20 protein-coding genes are annotated in these 18,361 nt (G+C 40.5%); 3 read left to right on the top strand and 17 right to left on the bottom strand.

Going from position 1 to position 18,361, the window contains the following annotated elements; translation table 11 throughout:
* Nucleotides 1-5: 5 nt before the first annotated feature.
* The 9 genes from mltG to yceD form a co-directional block, all read right to left on the bottom strand.
* Entirely contained in the window at nt 6-983 is a 978-nt protein-coding gene (mltG, locus tag QL229_RS16100; RefSeq protein WP_138558447.1) for an endolytic transglycosylase MltG, read from the bottom strand.
* Nucleotides 980-1,792, bottom strand: coding sequence for an aminodeoxychorismate lyase (pabC, locus tag QL229_RS16095; protein ID WP_138558446.1), 813 nt, complete (start codon nt 1,790-1,792; stop codon nt 980-982). Before pabC ends, mltG begins: the two co-directional genes overlap by 4 nt.
* A 56-nt stretch (nt 1,793-1,848) precedes the next feature.
* Nucleotides 1,849-3,087, bottom strand: a complete 1,239-nt coding sequence (gene fabF / locus QL229_RS16090) for a beta-ketoacyl-ACP synthase II (RefSeq protein ID WP_135924341.1) — start codon at nt 3,085-3,087, stop codon at nt 1,849-1,851.
* A gap of 271 nt (nt 3,088-3,358) precedes the next feature.
* Nucleotides 3,359-3,595 (bottom strand): acyl carrier protein, encoded by a 237-nt coding sequence (gene acpP / locus QL229_RS16085; protein WP_016707440.1) that lies wholly within the window; start codon nt 3,593-3,595, stop codon nt 3,359-3,361.
* A gap of 238 nt (nt 3,596-3,833) precedes the next feature.
* Nucleotides 3,834-4,580 (bottom strand): 3-oxoacyl-ACP reductase FabG, encoded by a 747-nt coding sequence (gene fabG / locus QL229_RS16080; protein ID WP_138558445.1) that lies wholly within the window; start codon nt 4,578-4,580, stop codon nt 3,834-3,836.
* 11 nt (nt 4,581-4,591) lie between these two features.
* Nucleotides 4,592-5,518, bottom strand: a complete 927-nt coding sequence (gene fabD / locus QL229_RS16075) for an ACP S-malonyltransferase (RefSeq protein ID WP_281547162.1) — start codon at nt 5,516-5,518, stop codon at nt 4,592-4,594.
* Nucleotides 5,519-5,588: 70 nt separating this feature from the next.
* Nucleotides 5,589-6,617: a phosphate acyltransferase PlsX gene (gene plsX / locus QL229_RS16070; protein WP_135924339.1), complete on the bottom strand. Its 1,029-nt coding sequence runs from the start codon at nt 6,615-6,617 to the stop codon at nt 5,589-5,591.
* Between the two features lie 11 nt (nt 6,618-6,628).
* On the bottom strand, nt 6,629-6,799 hold the full coding sequence (gene rpmF / locus QL229_RS16065) for a 50S ribosomal protein L32 (RefSeq protein ID WP_036967969.1): 171 nt from the start codon (nt 6,797-6,799) through the stop codon (nt 6,629-6,631).
* A 10-nt stretch (nt 6,800-6,809) separates the two neighbouring features.
* On the bottom strand, nt 6,810-7,334 hold the full coding sequence (yceD, locus tag QL229_RS16060) for a 23S rRNA accumulation protein YceD (protein ID WP_135924338.1): 525 nt from the start codon (nt 7,332-7,334) through the stop codon (nt 6,810-6,812).
* 141 nt (nt 7,335-7,475) lie between these two features.
* Here yceD and QL229_RS16055 point away from each other — a divergent pair, with 141 nt between their 5' ends.
* Nucleotides 7,476-8,072, top strand: a complete 597-nt coding sequence (locus QL229_RS16055) for a nucleoside triphosphate pyrophosphatase (RefSeq protein WP_138558444.1) — start codon at nt 7,476-7,478, stop codon at nt 8,070-8,072.
* Here QL229_RS16055 and QL229_RS16050 read toward each other — a convergent pair.
* Both QL229_RS16050 and rluC read right to left on the bottom strand, forming a co-directional pair.
* Nucleotides 8,020-8,712, bottom strand: a complete 693-nt coding sequence (locus tag QL229_RS16050) for an HAD-IA family hydrolase (protein WP_135924336.1) — start codon at nt 8,710-8,712, stop codon at nt 8,020-8,022. The two genes, QL229_RS16055 and QL229_RS16050, sit on opposite strands and share 53 nt — an antisense overlap.
* Nucleotides 8,699-9,667 (bottom strand): 23S rRNA pseudouridine(955/2504/2580) synthase RluC, encoded by a 969-nt coding sequence (gene rluC / locus QL229_RS16045; protein WP_138558443.1) that lies wholly within the window; start codon nt 9,665-9,667, stop codon nt 8,699-8,701. Before rluC ends, QL229_RS16050 begins: the two co-directional genes overlap by 14 nt.
* Before the next feature lie 619 nt (nt 9,668-10,286).
* Here rluC and rne point away from each other — a divergent pair.
* Nucleotides 10,287-13,526 carry a ribonuclease E gene (gene rne, locus QL229_RS16040; protein WP_281547161.1) on the top strand — a complete coding sequence of 1,080 codons (3,240 nt, stop codon included), beginning with the start codon at nt 10,287-10,289 and terminating at the stop codon, nt 13,524-13,526.
* A 59-nt stretch (nt 13,527-13,585) separates the two neighbouring features.
* Here rne and QL229_RS16035 read toward each other — a convergent pair whose 3' ends face one another.
* The 6 genes from QL229_RS16035 to yejK form a co-directional block, all read right to left on the bottom strand.
* Entirely contained in the window at nt 13,586-14,452 is an 867-nt protein-coding gene (locus QL229_RS16035; protein WP_138558327.1) for a PhzF family phenazine biosynthesis protein, read from the bottom strand.
* A gap of 227 nt (nt 14,453-14,679) precedes the next feature.
* The gene (locus QL229_RS16030; RefSeq protein WP_138558328.1) at nt 14,680-15,045 is read right to left on the bottom strand and encodes a cupin domain-containing protein; all 366 of its coding nucleotides are present in this window, start codon (nt 15,043-15,045) and stop codon (nt 14,680-14,682) included.
* Nucleotides 15,046-15,047: 2 nt separating this feature from the next.
* Nucleotides 15,048-15,569, bottom strand: a complete 522-nt coding sequence (locus QL229_RS16025; protein WP_135924331.1) for a GNAT family N-acetyltransferase — start codon at nt 15,567-15,569, stop codon at nt 15,048-15,050.
* A 304-nt stretch (nt 15,570-15,873) separates the two neighbouring features.
* Complete coding sequence (locus tag QL229_RS16020) at nt 15,874-16,362, bottom strand: hypothetical protein (protein ID WP_135924330.1); 489 nt, start codon at nt 16,360-16,362, stop codon at nt 15,874-15,876.
* 98 nt (nt 16,363-16,460) lie between these two features.
* Nucleotides 16,461-16,772: an antibiotic biosynthesis monooxygenase family protein gene (locus QL229_RS16015; protein ID WP_138558329.1), complete on the bottom strand. Its 312-nt coding sequence runs from the start codon at nt 16,770-16,772 to the stop codon at nt 16,461-16,463.
* Nucleotides 16,773-17,063: 291 nt separating this feature from the next.
* Nucleotides 17,064-18,080: a nucleoid-associated protein YejK gene (yejK, locus tag QL229_RS16010; protein WP_138558330.1), complete on the bottom strand. Its 1,017-nt coding sequence runs from the start codon at nt 18,078-18,080 to the stop codon at nt 17,064-17,066.
* 63 nt (nt 18,081-18,143) lie between these two features.
* Here yejK and QL229_RS16005 point away from each other — a divergent pair, with 63 nt between their 5' ends.
* Nucleotides 18,144-18,356 (top strand): DUF1414 domain-containing protein, encoded by a 213-nt coding sequence (locus QL229_RS16005; RefSeq protein ID WP_036967930.1) that lies wholly within the window; start codon nt 18,144-18,146, stop codon nt 18,354-18,356.
* Nucleotides 18,357-18,361: the final 5 nt, after the last annotated feature.

Here is an 18,361-nt window from a genome sequence, read left to right as displayed (position 1 = left end):
GGTTGTTAATTCAATTGATACTGTTTAACTGCGCGATTATGTTCTTGTAACGTTTTCGAAAATTGATGGCTGCCATCTCCCTTCGAGACAAAATACACGTACTCAGACTCAGGCGGATTAACTGCCGCAAGTAGCGCTGCTTTCGATGGCATGGCTATTGGTGTTGGCGGTAAACCTTTTATTTTATATGTATTATACGGTGTATACGTTGTTAAATCTTTGCGCTTAATATCACCATCAAAATCCGCACCTATACCATAGATAACTGTCGGATCGGTTTGCAAACGCATGTTGGTTTTTAAACGATTAGTAAATACCGCCGAAATTAATGGTCGCTCAGAAGCAAGACCGGTTTCTTTTTCAATAATCGACGCGAGAATTAAAGCTTCATAGGGTGAGTTTAAAACTAAATCTGGCGCTCTTTTTTGCCATGCAGCCTCTAATTCTTGCTGCATTTTGCTGTATGCGCGTTTTAATAAGCCACTGGCGCTATCTTCACTATGGTAATGATAGGTGTCTGGGAACAACCAGCCTTCTAAATTTTCTTGCGTGTTGCTAATCTGAGTCGCTAAATTTTCTGGATCTAAATCTTGTGTTAAATGAGGTTGTTTTGCGATGTTTGCCACTACTTCACGAAGAGGTTGCCCTTCAATAATAGTGAAACTAAAGCTTACTTGTGCACCTTCATTGATGCGGCGAATATTATCAATCACAGCGCTTGTATCAAGTTCATACAGACCCGCTTTTAAATCAGTAAGAGTCGGATCTAATTTAGCGAGTACCTGAAATTTAAAGCAGCTATCAACCCATTGTTTTGCTTGCCATGCTTGGCAGAGTTGATTAAAGCCAGTGCCGCGCTCTACTTTGAATAAAGTACTGTTTTCAACTTTTAACGACATTTTTAGTGCTGATTGAAGCTGTTGATAGCCAATACCACAACATAGCAATGCTAATAACAGCACGCTAACAATGACTTTTATCACGTATTCTCCTTGGCAAACTGCGCCGCTAATAGCGCGTTACTGCGTACAATATCAAACTGTGTATCAGCAATGCTTGTAACCGGAACCACACCCATTAAACTGTTGCACATAAATACGGCATCCATAGCTAGCAACTCATCCAGTTGGATTGCTTTAAACTCAATGGCTAACTTACCACATAAAGCGTTTAGATAAACCCCTGTAATACCGCAGCCATCTAACTTGGGTGAAACGATTTTACCGTTTTTAATGGCGAATATATTTGCAGCTGAGCACTCAATCACATTATTTTTATAGTCAAGCACCACAACGTCATCACACTCAACAGTATGCATGTGCTTTTTTATAAGTACTTGCTCTAAACGATTTAGGGTTTTTAGTCCAGCAAGTAACGGTTGGTATGCAAGTCTCACGTCACTTATTGCTAATTTAACACCCTGCTGTTGCCAGGATTGATAGTGTGAAACCGAAGGTAATACTGTGATAAGAATTTGGATATTGGGCGTATCTGGTAAACCATAACCACGACCACCTGCGCCACGAGTGACGACTATTTTTAAAATACCCGTTGGTGTATCACTAATTGCTTGGTTAACTTCACACTCAATTGCGGTTAAATCTAACTCTGGGAAAAATAGCCTTTGCGCGCATTCTTCTAAACGCGCTTTATGTAAATCCCAGTGCTCAACCTCTGAGTCCACCACTGAGGCGGTCGTGAAAAAGCCATCACCGTAATTTAAGCCACGATCTTGTGTGCTTATTGTGGTGTCTGGTGTGGTTATTTTTATTGTTTGTTTTAATTTACTCATACAAAAAAGCCCAGTTAAACAACTGGGCTCTTCTTTTAGTCCGTTGTTAAAAAGAATTATACCTTTTTAAACAGCAACGAGCCATTAGTACCACCAAAACCAAATGAATTACATAGTGCGTAATCCAATTTAGCGTCACGTGCAGTGTGCGGTACATAGTCTAAATCACAACCTTCATCAGGGTTATCAAGGTTAATTGTAGGGCTTACTTTCTGGTCAACAAGTGACAAGATAGTAATAATTGACTCTACTGAGCCTGCTGCACCTAACAAGTGGCCCATCATTGATTTAGATGAACTTACCATCACATCTTTCGCTGCATCACCAAAAATAGTTTTAACGGCTGATGTTTCGGCTTTATCGCCTGCATTAGTCGATGTACCGTGAGCATTAATATAACCAACTTGGTCTGCATTAACTTGTGCATCGTTTAATGCATTTTCCATCGCAAGTGCTGCCCCTGCACCGTCTTCAGGTGGAGAGGTCATGTGATATGCATCACCACTCATACCAAAACCTACCAGTTCAGCGTAGATTTTCGCACCACGTGCTTTTGCATGCTCATATTCTTCAAGTACGATAACACCGGCACCATCAGCAAGAACAAAACCGTCACGGTCTTTATCCCAAGGGCGTGATGCTGCTTGAGGATCGTCGTTACGTGTTGATAATGCACGTGCCGCATTAAAACCACCCATGCCAATTGGTGTAGAGGCTTTTTCTGCACCACCGGCTACCATTGCGTCTGCATCACCGTATGCAATCATACGCGCCGCATGACCAATGTTATGTAAGCCTGTTGTACATGCCGTAACAATTGAAATGTTTGGACCACGTAAACCATGCATAATCGATAAATGGCCCGAGATCATATTGATAATAGTCGAAGGCACATAAAATGGCGAAAGCTTACGCGGACCACTATTTAGTAGTTTAATGTGGTTTTCTTCGATTAACGTCAAACCACCAATGCCAGAACCCACTGCAACACCAACGCGCGTGGCGTTTTGTTCAGTGATCTCTAGACCAGAATCTTGTAGTGCTTGTACACCCGCTGCAATGCCATATTGGATAAACAAATCCATTTTCTTTGCATCTTTCGGTGACATGTAAGCTGATGCATCAAAGTCATTCAGCAAACCTGCGAATTTGGTGCCGAAACTTGAGGTATCGAAATGTGTGATAGTTTGAATACCACTTTTACCGTTTAACAAACCTTGCCAAGTAGATTCAACATCATTACCTAGCGGTGTCAACATTCCTAAGCCAGTTACGACGACTCGACGTTTAGCCACGGGTTGCCTCCAATAAGGAAATTATTTTAGGTAGGTGTAAACCAAATTATACCAATAACGTTATATCGCGTCATTTGAAGAAAAAGCTAAATTGGTAATATGGCAAAAGTTTCATTGTTAGTGATTTTGAATCAGAAACTTCCACTACATTGTTGCTAGGCTTCACCTTCATAATTAGCAATTTTTACTGCTAATTGGTAATAATTAGTATCATTCTATAGATAGACTAAGGGCAGCTAAACGCTGCCCTTAAAAATCAAAATGCGTAAAATTACTCAGCGTGAGCTGTAACGTAATCGATTGCAGCTTGAACTGTAGTGATCTTTTCAGCTTCTTCGTCTGGGATCTCAGTGTCGAACTCTTCTTCAAGAGCCATTACTAGTTCTACAGTGTCAAGTGAGTCAGCACCTAAGTCGTCAACGAAAGAAGCTTCATGTTTTACTTCTTCTTCTTTAACACCTAGTTGCTCAATGATAATTTTCTTTACGCGTTCTTGGATGTCGCTCATTCTTCTTTCCTTTATTAAAAACGCCAATGCGTTATTTTCAGATTGCGGCGTAGTTTACGCCGCATAATTCTGTGATTCAAGGATTTGCTGATAATTACTTATCTGGTCAAACCTCTTGATTGGTATTTGTTCATTTATCGCTTATTTTCATAGCGAATTCAAGTATGTTTAAAGCAAGATCACAAAAAATTCAACAATTTTCGATAATCTTTCGTTAGCAAATTTTTGCCAACTTTCATTAAACCATGTACATCGCGCCATTTACGTGCAATGTTTCGCCTGATACATACGCAGCAGCGTCAGATGCTAAATAACACACTGCAGCAGCAATTTCTTCAGGTTGACCTAAACGACCAGCAGGTACATTTGCAAGCGTAGCTGCTTTTTGCTCATCAGTCAGCTCATCTGTCATGTCTGTTTGGATAAAACCAGGCGCTACTACATTAACTGTAATACCACGTGAGGCAACTTCGCGTGCTAATGACTTAGTAAAACCAATAACACCCGCTTTCGCCGCGGCGTAGTTTGCCTGACCCGCGTTACCCATAGTGCCCACTACAGAACCAATATTAATGATACGGCCATTTTTCTTTTTCATCATAGGGCGTAATACAGCCTTTGATAAACGGAAAATTGAGCTTAAGTTAGTGTCGATGATGTCATCCCACTCACCGTCTTTCATACGCATTAATAAGTTATCACGGGTGATACCCGCATTGTTAACTAATACGTCAATATCACCTAAATCAGCCTTAATTGCAGCAAGTGTTGCCTCAATCGACTCAGGATCGGTTACGTTAAGAGCATAACCTTTACCGTTGTTACCTAAGTATTCACTGATTTTAGCAGCACCTGATTCGCTTGTTGCAGTACCCGCTACTTTTGCACCTTGTGCAACTAACGTGTTTGCAATTGCTTTACCAATACCACGGCTTGCACCAGTGATTAGGACAACCTTGCCCTCAAGAGAAAATAAATTTGTCATTCTATTCCTACTTATTTCGCTTCATCAATCGTAGCTTGCGTATTAACCGCAGCGCATACCATTGCTTTATCAATTCGTTTCGCAAGACCCGTTAAAACTTTACCAGGGCCAAACTCATAGCTTTGTGTAATACCTTGTGCAACCAATGCTTGTACTGTTTCAGTCCAGCGTACTGGGCTGTATAGTTGACGTACTAATGCATCTTTAATTGCTTCGCTTGATTGCTCAGCTTTTACATCAACGTTGTTGATTACATCACACTTAGGTGTATTAAATGTTAAAGCAGCTAAATCAGCAGCTAATTTTTCAGCGGCTGGTTTCATTAGTTCACAGTGAGACGGTACACTAACTGCAAGTGGTAAAGCACGTTTAGCGCCGGCTTCTTTACATGCTTCAGATGCACGCTCAACCGTCGCTTTGTGACCTGCAATTACAACTTGACCTGGAGAGTTGTAGTTTACTGGTGAAACAACGTCACCATTTGCTGACGCTTCACAGGCAGCTTTAATTTCATCATCACCTAAACCGATGATTGCAGCCATAGAACCAACACCCGCAGGTACTGCTTCTTGCATGTATAAACCACGGTTCTCAACAAGTTTAACGGCTTCGCTTAAGCTTACAACGCCAGCACAAACAAGCGCTGAATATTCGCCTAAACTATGACCGGCCATAACAACATCTGCTTCAGGGTTTGCGTCTAACCATTGACGGTAAATAGCAACACTGGCAGTAAGAAGTGCTGGTTGTGTACGATGGGTTTGATTTAATTCTTCTTCTGGACCATTAAGTACAAGTGCAGCGAGATCATAGCCAAGTGCTTCAGATGCTTCAGCGAATGTTGCTTTAGCAATTTGTGAATCAGCTAATAGTTCAGATAACATGCCCACAGCTTGTGAGCCTTGACCTGGAAATACGAGTGCAATTTTATGTGCCATACTTTGCTCTTATAATTAAACAAAAAAATATTCATCAGTAGGCAGCATAACAAGTTTTAACTATGCTGCACTACTTTGTTGTTGGATGTGTTTGCTCAAAAATCGCAGCGATTTTTTCAGGGAGTTGGCGTTCGACTTCCCGCGCGGCTTCATCAATAGCAGCATGAAACGCCTTCGCAGAGGCATTACCATGGCTTTTAACAACAATACCGCGCAATCCTACCAGACTTGCGCCGTTATACTGGTCGGGGTTCACCCGCTTGTAGAGTTTTTTTATCACTGGACGTAATAAAAATGCTAAACACTTGTATAAGAAATGTTTGTGTAAGGCTTTGGTGAGTTTATGCATGATGAGTTTGGCAATACCCTCACAGGTTTTTAATGCCACATTACCTACAAATCCTTCGCAAACTATAACATCGGCTTTGCCACTGAAAATATCACTACCTTCACTATAACCTGTGTAATTAAGATATTTACACTGCTGCATTAACTGTGCAGCCTGTTTTATTCCTTCGTGCCCTTTTATGTCTTCAGAGCCAATATTCAATAAACTAACTCTAGGATTTTCACAACCTAGAGCTTGCCCTGCTACCACAGACCCCATGATGCCAAATTGATAAAGTGTTTGTGCATCACAATGCACATTGGCACCTAAATCTAACAAATAGACAGGGTTTTTACGTTCAGTTGGAACAGCAGAAATTAATGCAGGGCGTTTTACGCCTGGAAGCATCTTTAATACATAATGCGCCATAAAAAATAAAGCGCCCGTATTACCAGAGCTTACACATGCTTGCGCTTCACCCGATTTAACTAAATCGAGGGCAACTCGCATTGAAGAATCTTTTTTAGAACGAACTGCTAAAGCGGGTTCACACGCATTAGTAACGACTTCGCTACAATGACGAATAATTAAACGAGGGTGTGAAACAGAATCGAGTGCTTCGAGTTCTTTTAGAATAACCTGCTGATTACCACATAAGATGAGTCTTAAGTTGGTATTCGCATTAACTGCGTTTACTGCAGCGGGGATAGATGAACGGGGGCCGTAATCGCCCCCCATCATATCTAACGCTATGGTTAGATTGGTCAGCATATAGCAATCTCTTAGTTAGAAATTACTTTAACGCCTTTATAGTAACCGTCAGCAGTTACGTGGTGACGACGGTGAGTCTCACCAGAAACTTGATCTACAGTTAAAGTTGGACCACTGATCGCATCGTGTGAACGGCGCATGCCGCGTCTTGCACGAGACTTTTTGCTTTTTTGTACAGCCATTAGTCTTCTCCTAAGAATCTTTCTTAAGTTGTTTCAAAATATCAAATGGATTTGGTTTGTCATCTTTTGCTGCTAATTTACCAAAGCTGGCAGGCTCTGATGAATAACTGCACGAGGTTTCGTTGTGTGTAGGCACTATTGGAATAGCCAAAATCAATTCGTCTTCGATTAACTCAAATACGTTGATTTCACCGTTTTCGTCCAGTTCTACTTCATCGTAACCTGCAGGTAGATGATCTGACTCTGCATCCAAACCAACTGGCGAATACACAAAGTCTTGTTCCAAATCCAACCCTAATTCACCATTGCAGCGTTGACAAGTTACAGTTACATGTGTTGATAAGTTTCCACTTATTACCACTAAACCTTGCTCATCAATTTTGCAATGAATCTTTACCGCTATTTCACCTGCTTCTTCCTGCACAACTTGCTCTAAACGAGAAAGTTTTTCAAGCGGTACAATACCGTCATACGTTAAACGATGTTGTGCTGCTTTGCTGGGATGAAGAGTGATGGGAATTTTCACCTTTTGCATAGGGGCTGCATCATATAGATAGTTAGTAAGTTAGTCAAAGTAAAAAACCATTTTTAGCCGGTTTTTAACGATCTTCTGCTTTGTTTTCGGATTCAATGTGGCTTATCCTTGGCAAAATACAATTTTCATCCAGAATTTATTATGAAACCAACACTTATATTAGCGTCAAGCTCACCATTTAGACAGCAATTATTAACTAAATTCAATCTACCTTTTGAAAGTTTCTCTCCAGATATTGACGAAACCCCTTTTAAAGCTGAAACACCCGAGCAATTGGTAGCGCGTTTAAGTGAACAAAAAGCCCGTGAAGCAATAAAGCATTTTGATGAAGGTTTAGTCATAGGCTCTGATCAGGTTGCGGTATTCAGCAATACAATTTTAGGTAAGCCGCATACTAAAGAGAATGCTATTAAGCAACTATCGGCATTTAGTGGCCATACAGTGACATTTTTAACGGGTTTGAGTGTATTTGATATAAAAAGTGGTAAAGCAATTACCACCGTAGTGCCTTTTGATGTGACATTTAAAACACTCACATTTGAGCAAATTAATGCCTATTGTGATGCTGAACAACCATACAATTGTGCTGGAAGCTTCAAAAGTGAAGGGTTAGGTATTTGCCTATTTGAAAAGCTCAGTGGCGATGACCCAAATACACTTATAGGCCTGCCACTGATCACATTAACTAAACTACTGGCTGAGTTTGGTGTTGATGTGTTGACGCTGCAAGGGGCGTAGTTAAAACCTGCAATAGTTGTTGGTATGAATCAACAACACATAACGGCGTATGTTTTTGTAACTGCGCCGGGCTATGAGCGCCAAAACTAACACCAATACAAGCAATACCTGCAGCGTTAGCCATTGCCATATCGAGTTGGCTATCGCCAATCATTACGGCATCACGTTTAGCTATGCCCTGCTCGTGCAAAATTTGCTCAAGCATATCCGGTGATGGCTTCGACTTAGCATCATCTGAGCATTTTACATTTACAAAGTACTGACCAAGACCTGACTCATTAAGTAATCTGTCGATGCCTTCACGCCCTTTACCGGTAGCCACAGCGAGTTGCATGCCAGCCTCGCTTAGCTGCTTTAGCACAGTTTCTACATCTGCAAATAGCGGCGTAGGTGTTACATCTAACTCACGATACTGCGCCTTATAACCTGCCACTAGCTCATCGTTTAAATGTGCATGGGCAGGAAAAAGCACTTCAGCGGCTTTTGCCAACGACAAACCGATAACATCCTTGGCTTGCTGTTCAGATGGAATATCAATTCCTAATTCACGAGCCGTATTACGCAAACAGTTGACGATTTTTGGCACTGAGTCCATTACAGTGCCATCCCAATCAAAAATAACTAACTTAAACTTGTTCATTATCTGCACGTAGCTTTTTGATACAGTTTTGAAGTGCATTATCTAATGGCGCTTCAACATGCATAGTCGTTTCATTTTTAGGGTGCATAAAACGCAAATCATGGGCATGCAAGAATAAACGATTCAATCCAGTTAACTTATTCACGTACTGATCAAACTCTGCCACACCGTATTTATCATCACACGCAATTGGGTGGCCTTTGCATTGTGTATGCACACGAATTTGGTGTGTACGGCCAGTAACTGGCGATGCTTGTACTAATGAGCATTCAGCATAACGCTCAAGGACACGAAAACGTGTATGCGATGGTTTACCCTCAGTATTATCTACACGCACTACTCGCTCACCTGATTTTAAGGTGTTTTTACGAAGCCCTTCGGTGACGTTTTTAGTTTTCGCATCCCATTGGCCATCAACAAGTGCCCAATAGTTTTTTTCCATGGTTTTTTCGCGCAACTGCTTATGTAAATCAGTAAGCACTGAACGACGTTTTGAGATAAGTAAACAGCCTGATGTGTCGCGGTCTAATCGATGGACAAGCTCTAAGCTGCGCTCTTCAGGACGAAGCACACGTAGTGCCTCGATTAAGCCATAGCTTAAGCCACTGCCACCGTGAACAGCCATTCCTGAAGGTTTGTTAATAACCATTAAATACTTGTCTTCAAACAAAATCGCATCTTCAAGTTGTTTAACTTTATCAAGTTTCTTCGGAACGAACTCTTCCTTTTCAGCGACTTTAATAGGCGGAATGCGAACAACATCGTTAAGTTGTAATTTGTAAACAGGTTTAATACGTTTTTTATTTACTCGCACTTCGCCTTTACGAAGGATTTTGTAAACTGCACTTTTAGGCACACCTTTTAGGTGGGTAATAAGAAAGTTATCAATACGTTGACCTAGGTGGTCTTCACTGATGGTAACAAACGAAACTTGTAAGCCGGTTTTTTCTGACATTGCCTAATCACTGATTTAAGTAAATAATTTAGTTGCTAACCCGGTTGTATTAGTGGGATAATCACCGCTGCGAACATAAGTTTGCAAGTAACAACGGTGCTTTTATCACATTAATACATTCGTGATGCATATTCTGGGTTGCCGATCATACAGATCCGCGCTAAGTTTTCCAAAGCTTTTATAATTACCCAGCCAACACGAGCGTTCAATTATCGGCGGTGCGCGTAATATATCGCCTGAATAATTTGAGCACGAATGTTGATTAATGAACATAAAAAGCAATTGAACAAGATAAATTGACTGATAGTGACAACGTAACATCGTCATTCAGAAGCAGCTGTTGTAGCAAGACATTGAATAAAAATTGAAATCTGGTCGACTTCAGGACAAAACTCGTAAATTAAAACCGCAAAAAATGCGGCAGTTTTGGCACCAAATAGAATCTAATAACATGACAGCATGTTATTGTCTGCCACACTATACTGATGCTCAATGTAAGCAAACAACCTAGGGTTTTGACTTTACCCAGTCGTGAGACTGCACAAGAATAACCGTCAAATACCACTGAACAGACGATTTTACTTCGTCATGTCAGCGACAAAATTAGTAGAGTAACAATATGAAACGTATGCTAATCAATGCGACGCAGCAAGAAGAAATGCGCGTTGCACTGGTTGATGGCCAGCGCCTGTATGATTTAGACATAGAGAGCCCGGGTCACGAACAAAAAAAAGCAAATATTTACAAGGGTAAAATTACCCGTATCGAACCATCACTAGAAGCTGCCTTTGTAGATTATGGCGCTGAAAGACATGGTTTCCTTCCACTTAAAGAAATAGCTCGCACCTACTTCCCACAAGGCTATACATTCCAAGGCCGTCCGAACATTCGTGACGTGATCAAAGAAGGTCAGGAAGTTATCGTGCAAGTTGATAAAGAAGAGCGTGGCCAAAAAGGTGCTGCGTTAACAACCTTTATCAGTGTTGCTGGTAGCTATTTAGTACTTATGCCGAACAACCCACGTGCAGGTGGTATTTCTCGCCGTATCGAAGGTGATGAGCGTACTGAACTTAAAGAAGCACTAAGCCGTTTAGAACTTCCTAAAGGTATGGGCTTAATTGTTCGTACTGCAGGTGTTGGTAAGTCTTTTGAAGAGTTAGAGTACGACTTAAAAGCATTATTGGTGCATTGGCAAGCTATTCAGCAAGCAGCTGACAGTGGCCCTGCTCCGTTCTTAATTCACCAAGAAAGCAACGTAATATTCCGCGCGATTCGTGACTATTTACGTCGTGATATTGGTGAAATATTAATTGATAAAGCACGTGTGTTCGAAGAAGCGAAAGCGCACATTGAGCGTTTCCGCCCAGACTTCATGAGCCGCGTTAAGCTTTATCAAGGTGATGTGCCGCTATTTACTCATTACCAGATAGAAAGCCAAATCGAGTCAGCTTTCCAACGTGAAGTTCGCTTACCATCAGGTGGCTCAATTGTTATTGATCCAACTGAAGCGTTAACATCTATCGATATTAACTCGTCAAAAGCCACTAAAGGCGGTGATATCGAAGAAACTGCGCTTAATACAAACTTAGAAGCAGCAGACGAAATTGCGCGTCAATTACGTTTACGTGACTTAGGTGGTCTTATTGTTATCGATTTCATCGATATGACCCCACCACGTCACCAACGTGAAGTTGAGAACCGTTTAAAAGATGCCGCTCGTCCTGATAGAGCACGTGTTCAAATCGGTAAGATCTCACGCTTTGGTCTACTTGAAATGTCGCGTCAACGTTTACGCCCTTCATTAGGCGAAGCGAGCCAAGGACCATGTCCTCGTTGTAATGGTCAAGGTACGATTCGCTCAAACGAATCAATTGCTCTGTCTATCCTTCGCTTAATCGAAGAAGAAGCAATTAAAGACAATACATCACAAGTTAATGCACAAGTGCCTGTTGCTGTTGCCGCTTACTTATTAAACGAAAAGCGTCGTAGTGTTCAACGCATCGAAAAGCGCCACAACGTTGATGTAGTGATCATTCCTAATCAACACATGGAAACGCCACATTACGAAGTAATTCGCTTACGTAAAGACGAAACAATCGAAACAGTGAGCTACGAGCAAGTTGTTGCGCCTGAGCCAGAAGCATTTGAAATGGCTAAAGCGCCTACAGCACCAGTTCGTGAAGAGCCAGTTTTAAAAGGTGTCGTTATGCCGACTACACCGGCTCCTCAAGCAGCACCTAAAGCTGAGCAAGCAACTCCTGCAGCTAAAAAGTCTGAAGGTGGTTTATTTGCTGCAATTGGTAAGTTCTTCAAATCGTTATTTAGTACTACTGAAGACGAAACAGAGAAAGAGCAAGAAGAGAAAAAGGCAGCACAAAGACGAAGCAATAATCGTCGCAACAACGATAACCGTCGTCGTAGCAACAATCAGCGCCGTCGTAACTCTCGTAACAAACGCCCTGAAGACGCACAGGCTAAAGAAGAAAATACAAATACTTCAACACCTGAGCAAAAAGAAGGTAACGAAAATCGTAACAAGCGTCGTCGTAATTCTAACAACAGAAAGCGTAATGAAAAACGCACTGATGATGTAGAGCAAACGACAAAAGAAACGGCACAAGAAACACAGTCTGAGCAACCAAAGGAAACTAAACCTAAGGTTCGTCGTCAACGCCGTAACTTGCGCAAGAAAGTTCGCGTTAAAGACGAAAATGCAGATGATGCGAATTCAGTACAAACTAATGAATCGGTAGAGCAAGCACCAAAAGCTGAAAAACCAGCTAAGCCTGCAAAAGAATCGGTTGCAGTTGAGACTGAACAAGCAGAGCAACCAGTTGCTGAATCACAAGTAAAAGCTGAACCAGTGAAAGCTGACGCTGAGCCAAAACAAACAGAGCAAGTTGAATCTGTAGTTGAAGCATCAACTGATGAAGAACAAGCTCAACCTCGTACTCGCTCTCGTCGTTCACCTCGTCATTTACGTGCCGCTGGTCAACGTCGTCGTCGCCCAGAGCAAGACGAAAAATCAAGTGATGCGAAAAGTGACGCTCCTGCGTTTATTCCAGTTGCTGATCAAGCCGCTGCAGAGTATGAAGCTGAGTTAAAAGCAAAGCAGTCACAAACTGAACAGCCAGTACAAGCTGAAGAATCAGTAAAAGCTGACGAACCAGTTAAAACTGAAGAGCCAGTAAAAGCTGAAGAACCAGTTAAAGCTGAAGAGCCAGTACAAGCTGAAGAACCAGTTAAAGCTGAAGAACCAGTTAAAGCTGAAGAACCAGTACAAGCTGAAGAATCAGTTAAAGCTGAAGAACCAGTAAAAGCTGAAGAACCAGTTAAAGCTGAAGAACCAGTTAAAGCTGAAGAACCAGTTAAAGCTGAAGAACCAGTTAAAGCTGAAGAGCCAGTAAAAGCTGAAGAGCCAGTAAAAGCTGACGAACCAGTAAAAGCTGACGAACCAGTAAAAGCTGACGAACCAGCACAAGCTGAAGAGCCAGTTAAAGCTGAAGAACTAGTAAAAGCTGAAGAGCCAGTTATAGCTGACGAACCAGTACAAGCTGATGAGCCAGTACAAGCTGACGAACCAGTACAAGCTGAAGAGCCAGTTAAAGCTGAAGAGCCAGTACAAGCTGAAGAAGCTAAACCAACACCTAACAATGAAAAAACAATGTTAGTTAAAGGTTCAGCAAGCGCAGCAATGGCAAAACCAGCGCCAGTTGCAGACAGCGAGCCACAACCTACTCCGGCGGCTATGGCACATGATAAACGTGACGCTATTCCTGATAGTGGTCTACGCCCAGGTTCAATTAAACCTGCAGGTAGAGCGCGAGCAGAAATGACGAAAACATTATCTACTGACTAGTTGATAGCTATATAAAAAAGCCGCGTTATGAAACGCGGCTTTTTTGTTTTAGATGTACACTAAATCTCGATTTTTTGTGTGCCGATGGCACTGGCGTATCCGCCCACTAACACTTTTCTTACGCCCTGCTCATCCGAGTAAACACTTGTAGAAATATGTGAGCGACAGCCCATTGCTCGACCTTGTTCAAACTGAAAATGGTTTTCTTGCTGAACAAATACATGTTTAGTTAAATAGCAAGCAAGCGCACCATTGGCACTCCCCGTTGCTGATTCTTCAGGTATACCTACCAAAGGAGCAAAATTACGACAGCTTGCTGTTAGCCCACTTTCGCTCTCTAAAAGCTCAAATGCGTGAACACCGATCACTTTATGTTGTTGACAAAATTCGCTCAGCGCTGCTTCATCAATAGTCATTTTATCTAAGTAGCCATTAGGCACAGCAACGATAATATCAGGCAAGCCTGTGGTTATTATGTCAATTGGTAAACCTGTTGCTGCAAGTATAGTTTCATCAAGCCCTAATAAGCCTGCAAGGTCACTGTAAGAAAAGCCACCAAGATATTTTGGTAAGGCTTGCTCCATAGTAATTTTGCCGTCTTCGGCAATTGTGACGCCTAACAAACCCGCTTTTGTTCGCTGAGTATAATAACCTGGTTTTAATAAACCCTTTTCATAAAACGTAGCGAACACAGCAAGTGTTGCATGGCCGCAAAAATCAACTTCTTCTGTTGTCGTGAAAAATGATACTGCAAAGTCAACTTCATGATCTTGGGCTACAAATGCCGTTTCTGAAAAGCCAACTTCTTTTGCAATCTTCAATTTTTCTGTATCTGAAAGATTGTCAGCATTTAATACCACACCTGCAGGGTTGCCACCTGTTCCCTCTGCGGTAAATGAATTAACTAAAAATGCAGTTATTGTCATTACTTTTTCCATACTTAAGTTAAAAACTAGGATCACCGCACAAGCTTAAAATATATCGTTATGCCACTAGTGCCTTGTTAGTTGAGATCCAAATTGGCTGATTTTTATATATTACCTGAAATAAAAACACGAGTATAAGCCAAATAGTAAAAGCACAAAAACACTAAGATGCGTAGCTTTTTTAAGGTTTAATTCTTACAGTTCTGAACCTGATATCGAAATTATCGCTACACCCATACATCATTTGTGGCAGTCAATTGCCCACCCGCATTACCTGTATTTACAACCCCTTTGGGTTCAACAAGCATTATTTTGCATTCGCTGTTTGCTTTTGGTTTATGCTCAACCCCCTTAGGAATTACAAATAACTCACCAGCTTCCAAAGTCACAGCGCCATCCCTAAACTCAATTTCAAGTATCCCTTCAATAACTATGAATACTTCATCAGTATCAGGATGATCATGCCAAACAAACTCTCCTTCAACTTTAGCGAGTTTGAATTGATAGTCATTCATTTCGGCAATGACCCGTGGCGACCAATGTTCAGTAAATTTAGAAAACTTATCTTTAAAGTTAACTGCTTTGTAAGTCATCGTTACTCTTCTCCAAAAGGCTCTTTGCGTAAGTCAAATTCATAAAACAACATATCATTTACCACTTCATCTTGCTGAATAAATGAAAGTTTATTTAAAAGCTTAACTGACGCGGTATTTGATTTATCAACACCAGCGATAAGCCTATGCCATTGTGGGTGGGTGTAAGCCAAGTTGATAAAGCCATGCAGTAATTCAAATGCAAGGCCCTTCCCCCAATATTGCTCAGCTAATAAGTAACCAATGTGGGCATTTAGGTTATCGCTATATATAAACAAGAACCCTATAATTTCACTTTCAGAAGACTGCAGCATTAATAAATGGCATTCTTTAAGCATTTTATTAAGCCACTCCTCAGCCGCTAATTTAGATTCTATGCCTTGAAAATAACTCGGTAAATTTGCAACTACAGCGGGGGTTAATATCGAAGGTAAAGCTTTAACTAGAGCAGTACGCTCTGATTTAGCTGCATTAGAATTTACTTCAATGACATTTAATCTTGCAGTGTTAAATGAAAGAGTCATTTACCCTCTTTTTAAATTTTAGCTTAAAAGAATACCCTAATGGATTTACCAGCATTGAGCCAGATAAATCATAGTTAGATAAAAATTTCGACTAAATAGCACATGTTTGAGAAGCTTATAAATATCAAAGCAAGAAGTGATTTTCGTAAGAATTAAAGCCTGTGTATTTGCTTTTTTAGGGGGCACCATGACCAAAAGCCACTGTGAAACATACATTAGAAATACATAAGAGCTGGCACACACTGATATTGATAAACATATTATCGATATAAAAAATTTAAATTTAGTTAATTAGCTGCCAAGTTTAAGGCGACTCATCTGATTTAAAAATGACCCACCCTTTACTAAACCATATTAAAGAAAACACAGCACTAATCAGGCTAACAATAAACACTATTGTTGCGCTAAATTGCATATGCGCTAACCCTTGCTCTAAATGTGATGCTCCCTCTTGATTGTTCGGAACATAGTTGAAATACCAAATCAAACTAATAAATAGGCTTATGATATGTAGGCCTATAATTGTATAAAAAAATGGCTTAGATACTTTTACTTTTGGATAGAGCGAGTTTAATAACGCGAAAACAACAGGCCAAAGCATCGTCATAATATAACGCTGAACTTCAACATGAAAATACATTAAAATATCTTGTGGTTGCTCTTGTGCAGTAAGAATTGTCACACCATATTCTGGGCGTGTTGTAGCCAAGCTTCTCCCTAACAGCACAATACCTAGCAAAAATAACAAGACTCGAATATTTTCAGGTTTTAATAATCTAAGGATTCTATCCATATATCCCCCAAATAGCGCTAAAGTTAAGAGACCTAGCCAAGGCACTGTTAAACCAAATTTACAGTTTTAACTTATAATCTCTCCAGCTTTTCCTTTATTTATTCTCTAACAACCTCGTATAAAGCAGGCTGCCCGACTAAACCTTCTACTCTTTCGCTGTTAAGTGCTAATTGCATCTTTTGCACTGCAGAATTAAAGGCGTCTTGGCTTTCCCACTCAGCTACATTGATTAGTTTATATTTGGCTTCACCCAAAAATGATTGTGTTTCTAATGAACGGTGTAACTTAGTTGATATATACCCCGGTTGCGTTTTTAAAAAATCTCGATGGGATTCCCAGTATTTGATTGATTCTTCTAACTTGCCTTCAGGAACAATAAATGGATTAATTAGTACAATACTTGATGGCATTCCTTTACCCTCGATATTTAAAATGCTGCTCAATTAGATACTAAGCAGCTATTGTGAGCTCATACTCAAAAATACGACTTATTCTTGAATATCCATTTCTATTGTTATCACTTTATTTACGGCTTTAGAATACTAAAAAACAACGTATCTCACTTTAAAACCAACCATAAAGGACCAGTTCACACTCTTCTTATTTAAGATAATTGCGATAATTTTCAACGTGAGTCCAAATAGTAAAAAAAGCCCAGCTAAAGCTGGGCTAAATAAGAAAGGTTGCGGTAGCTAAGAAAGTTAACTTTCTTCTTGCTCCATAAAGCGCTGTAACTGGTCTTTAAGATTAGGTGGAATACCTTTAATAACAAGTGTGTCTGTTGTTTCGTTGTAGGTAACTCGCTCACCTAAATGTTTGCGTTCGAAGCTCACACTAACACCGCCGCCCATACCTGAAAACTTAACCATGCTGGTAACTGTTTTCTTATCAACAGGGAACGACTCTTCTAAGTCATAATTTTGTTCTTGGCAAAAGCTTTCAAATGGGCTGTCGTCACTTTTTGATAATGTCGCCGAAAGTTCTTTAACATTGGCATCTTCACCTGTAGTCACACAATCATTACAGTAATCAAAAACTTGTTTGCGTAGCTCATCTTTTTCTGACTTATCGTATTGTTGCTCAGATAAGTAATCTTCTACGGCATTAAGCATAACTTGGCTTTGCTGTTTCGGATCAATGCCCTCTTCACAACCTAAAAAGTCTAAGAAGAAGTCTGCTACTTTACGACCGGCACGACCTTTAATAAACGACACATAGCGATTATCTTCTGGTTGCGCATCCCACGCTGTTAAATCTACACGTGCAGCTAATTGCATACGCGAAATATCTAAATGACGTGATGACGCTAGATCAAGCTCAGAAGTAATTGAGTAGTGCTCTTTAATATTAATCATGGCAATTAACAAAAAGTCACTCGCAACATACTGATAATGGCAAAAAACTAAATAACCCGTTTCGTTGAAGGCATACTTATTTAGCTCTTCTTTTAGCACATTTGTCGCTTGCTCTGTCATGTGCCAAAAACCAAGCTCATTATTACGGTAGCTTTGCATAGCTGATGCAACAATACTGTTTTTCTCGCCACTGAATGCGCAATAACCTTTACCCGGCTTACCATTGTATGCATGGTGTAGCTGTTCAATAAAAACGGCTACTTTATCGTTAACAACCATCTCATCATTGCGTAAATGAATATCTGTGTCGTCATCTTTTTTGTCTACATAATGAACGACTAATTTTTTAACATCTATTGTCATCTTTGTTTTTCACGCCTCTGGTGTTAAAATACGGGAATATAACTCTTTTTACCGAACCAACTGATGCCTATCATATCAAAATATTCTAATGAGCAAGTAGAACAAATCGTTGATCAGCTGATCGATGTACTAACAGAGCACAAAGCGCCTGTTGATTTAAGCCTTATGTGTTTAGGAAATTCTATCACGCATATTTTAAAAGAGCATGTACCATCAGAGAAAAGACAAGCGGTTGCCGACAATTTCGCCAAAGCATTAGCTCAGTCGGTTAAATAAGATTT

This window comes from Pseudoalteromonas sp. PAR1 (genome assembly GCF_947311895.1).
GTDB lineage: Bacteria > Pseudomonadota > Gammaproteobacteria > Enterobacterales > Alteromonadaceae > Pseudoalteromonas > Pseudoalteromonas lipolytica_C.
The sequence above is the reverse complement of the archived record's forward strand: the minus strand, read 5'-3'. Positions and strand labels throughout refer to the sequence as shown.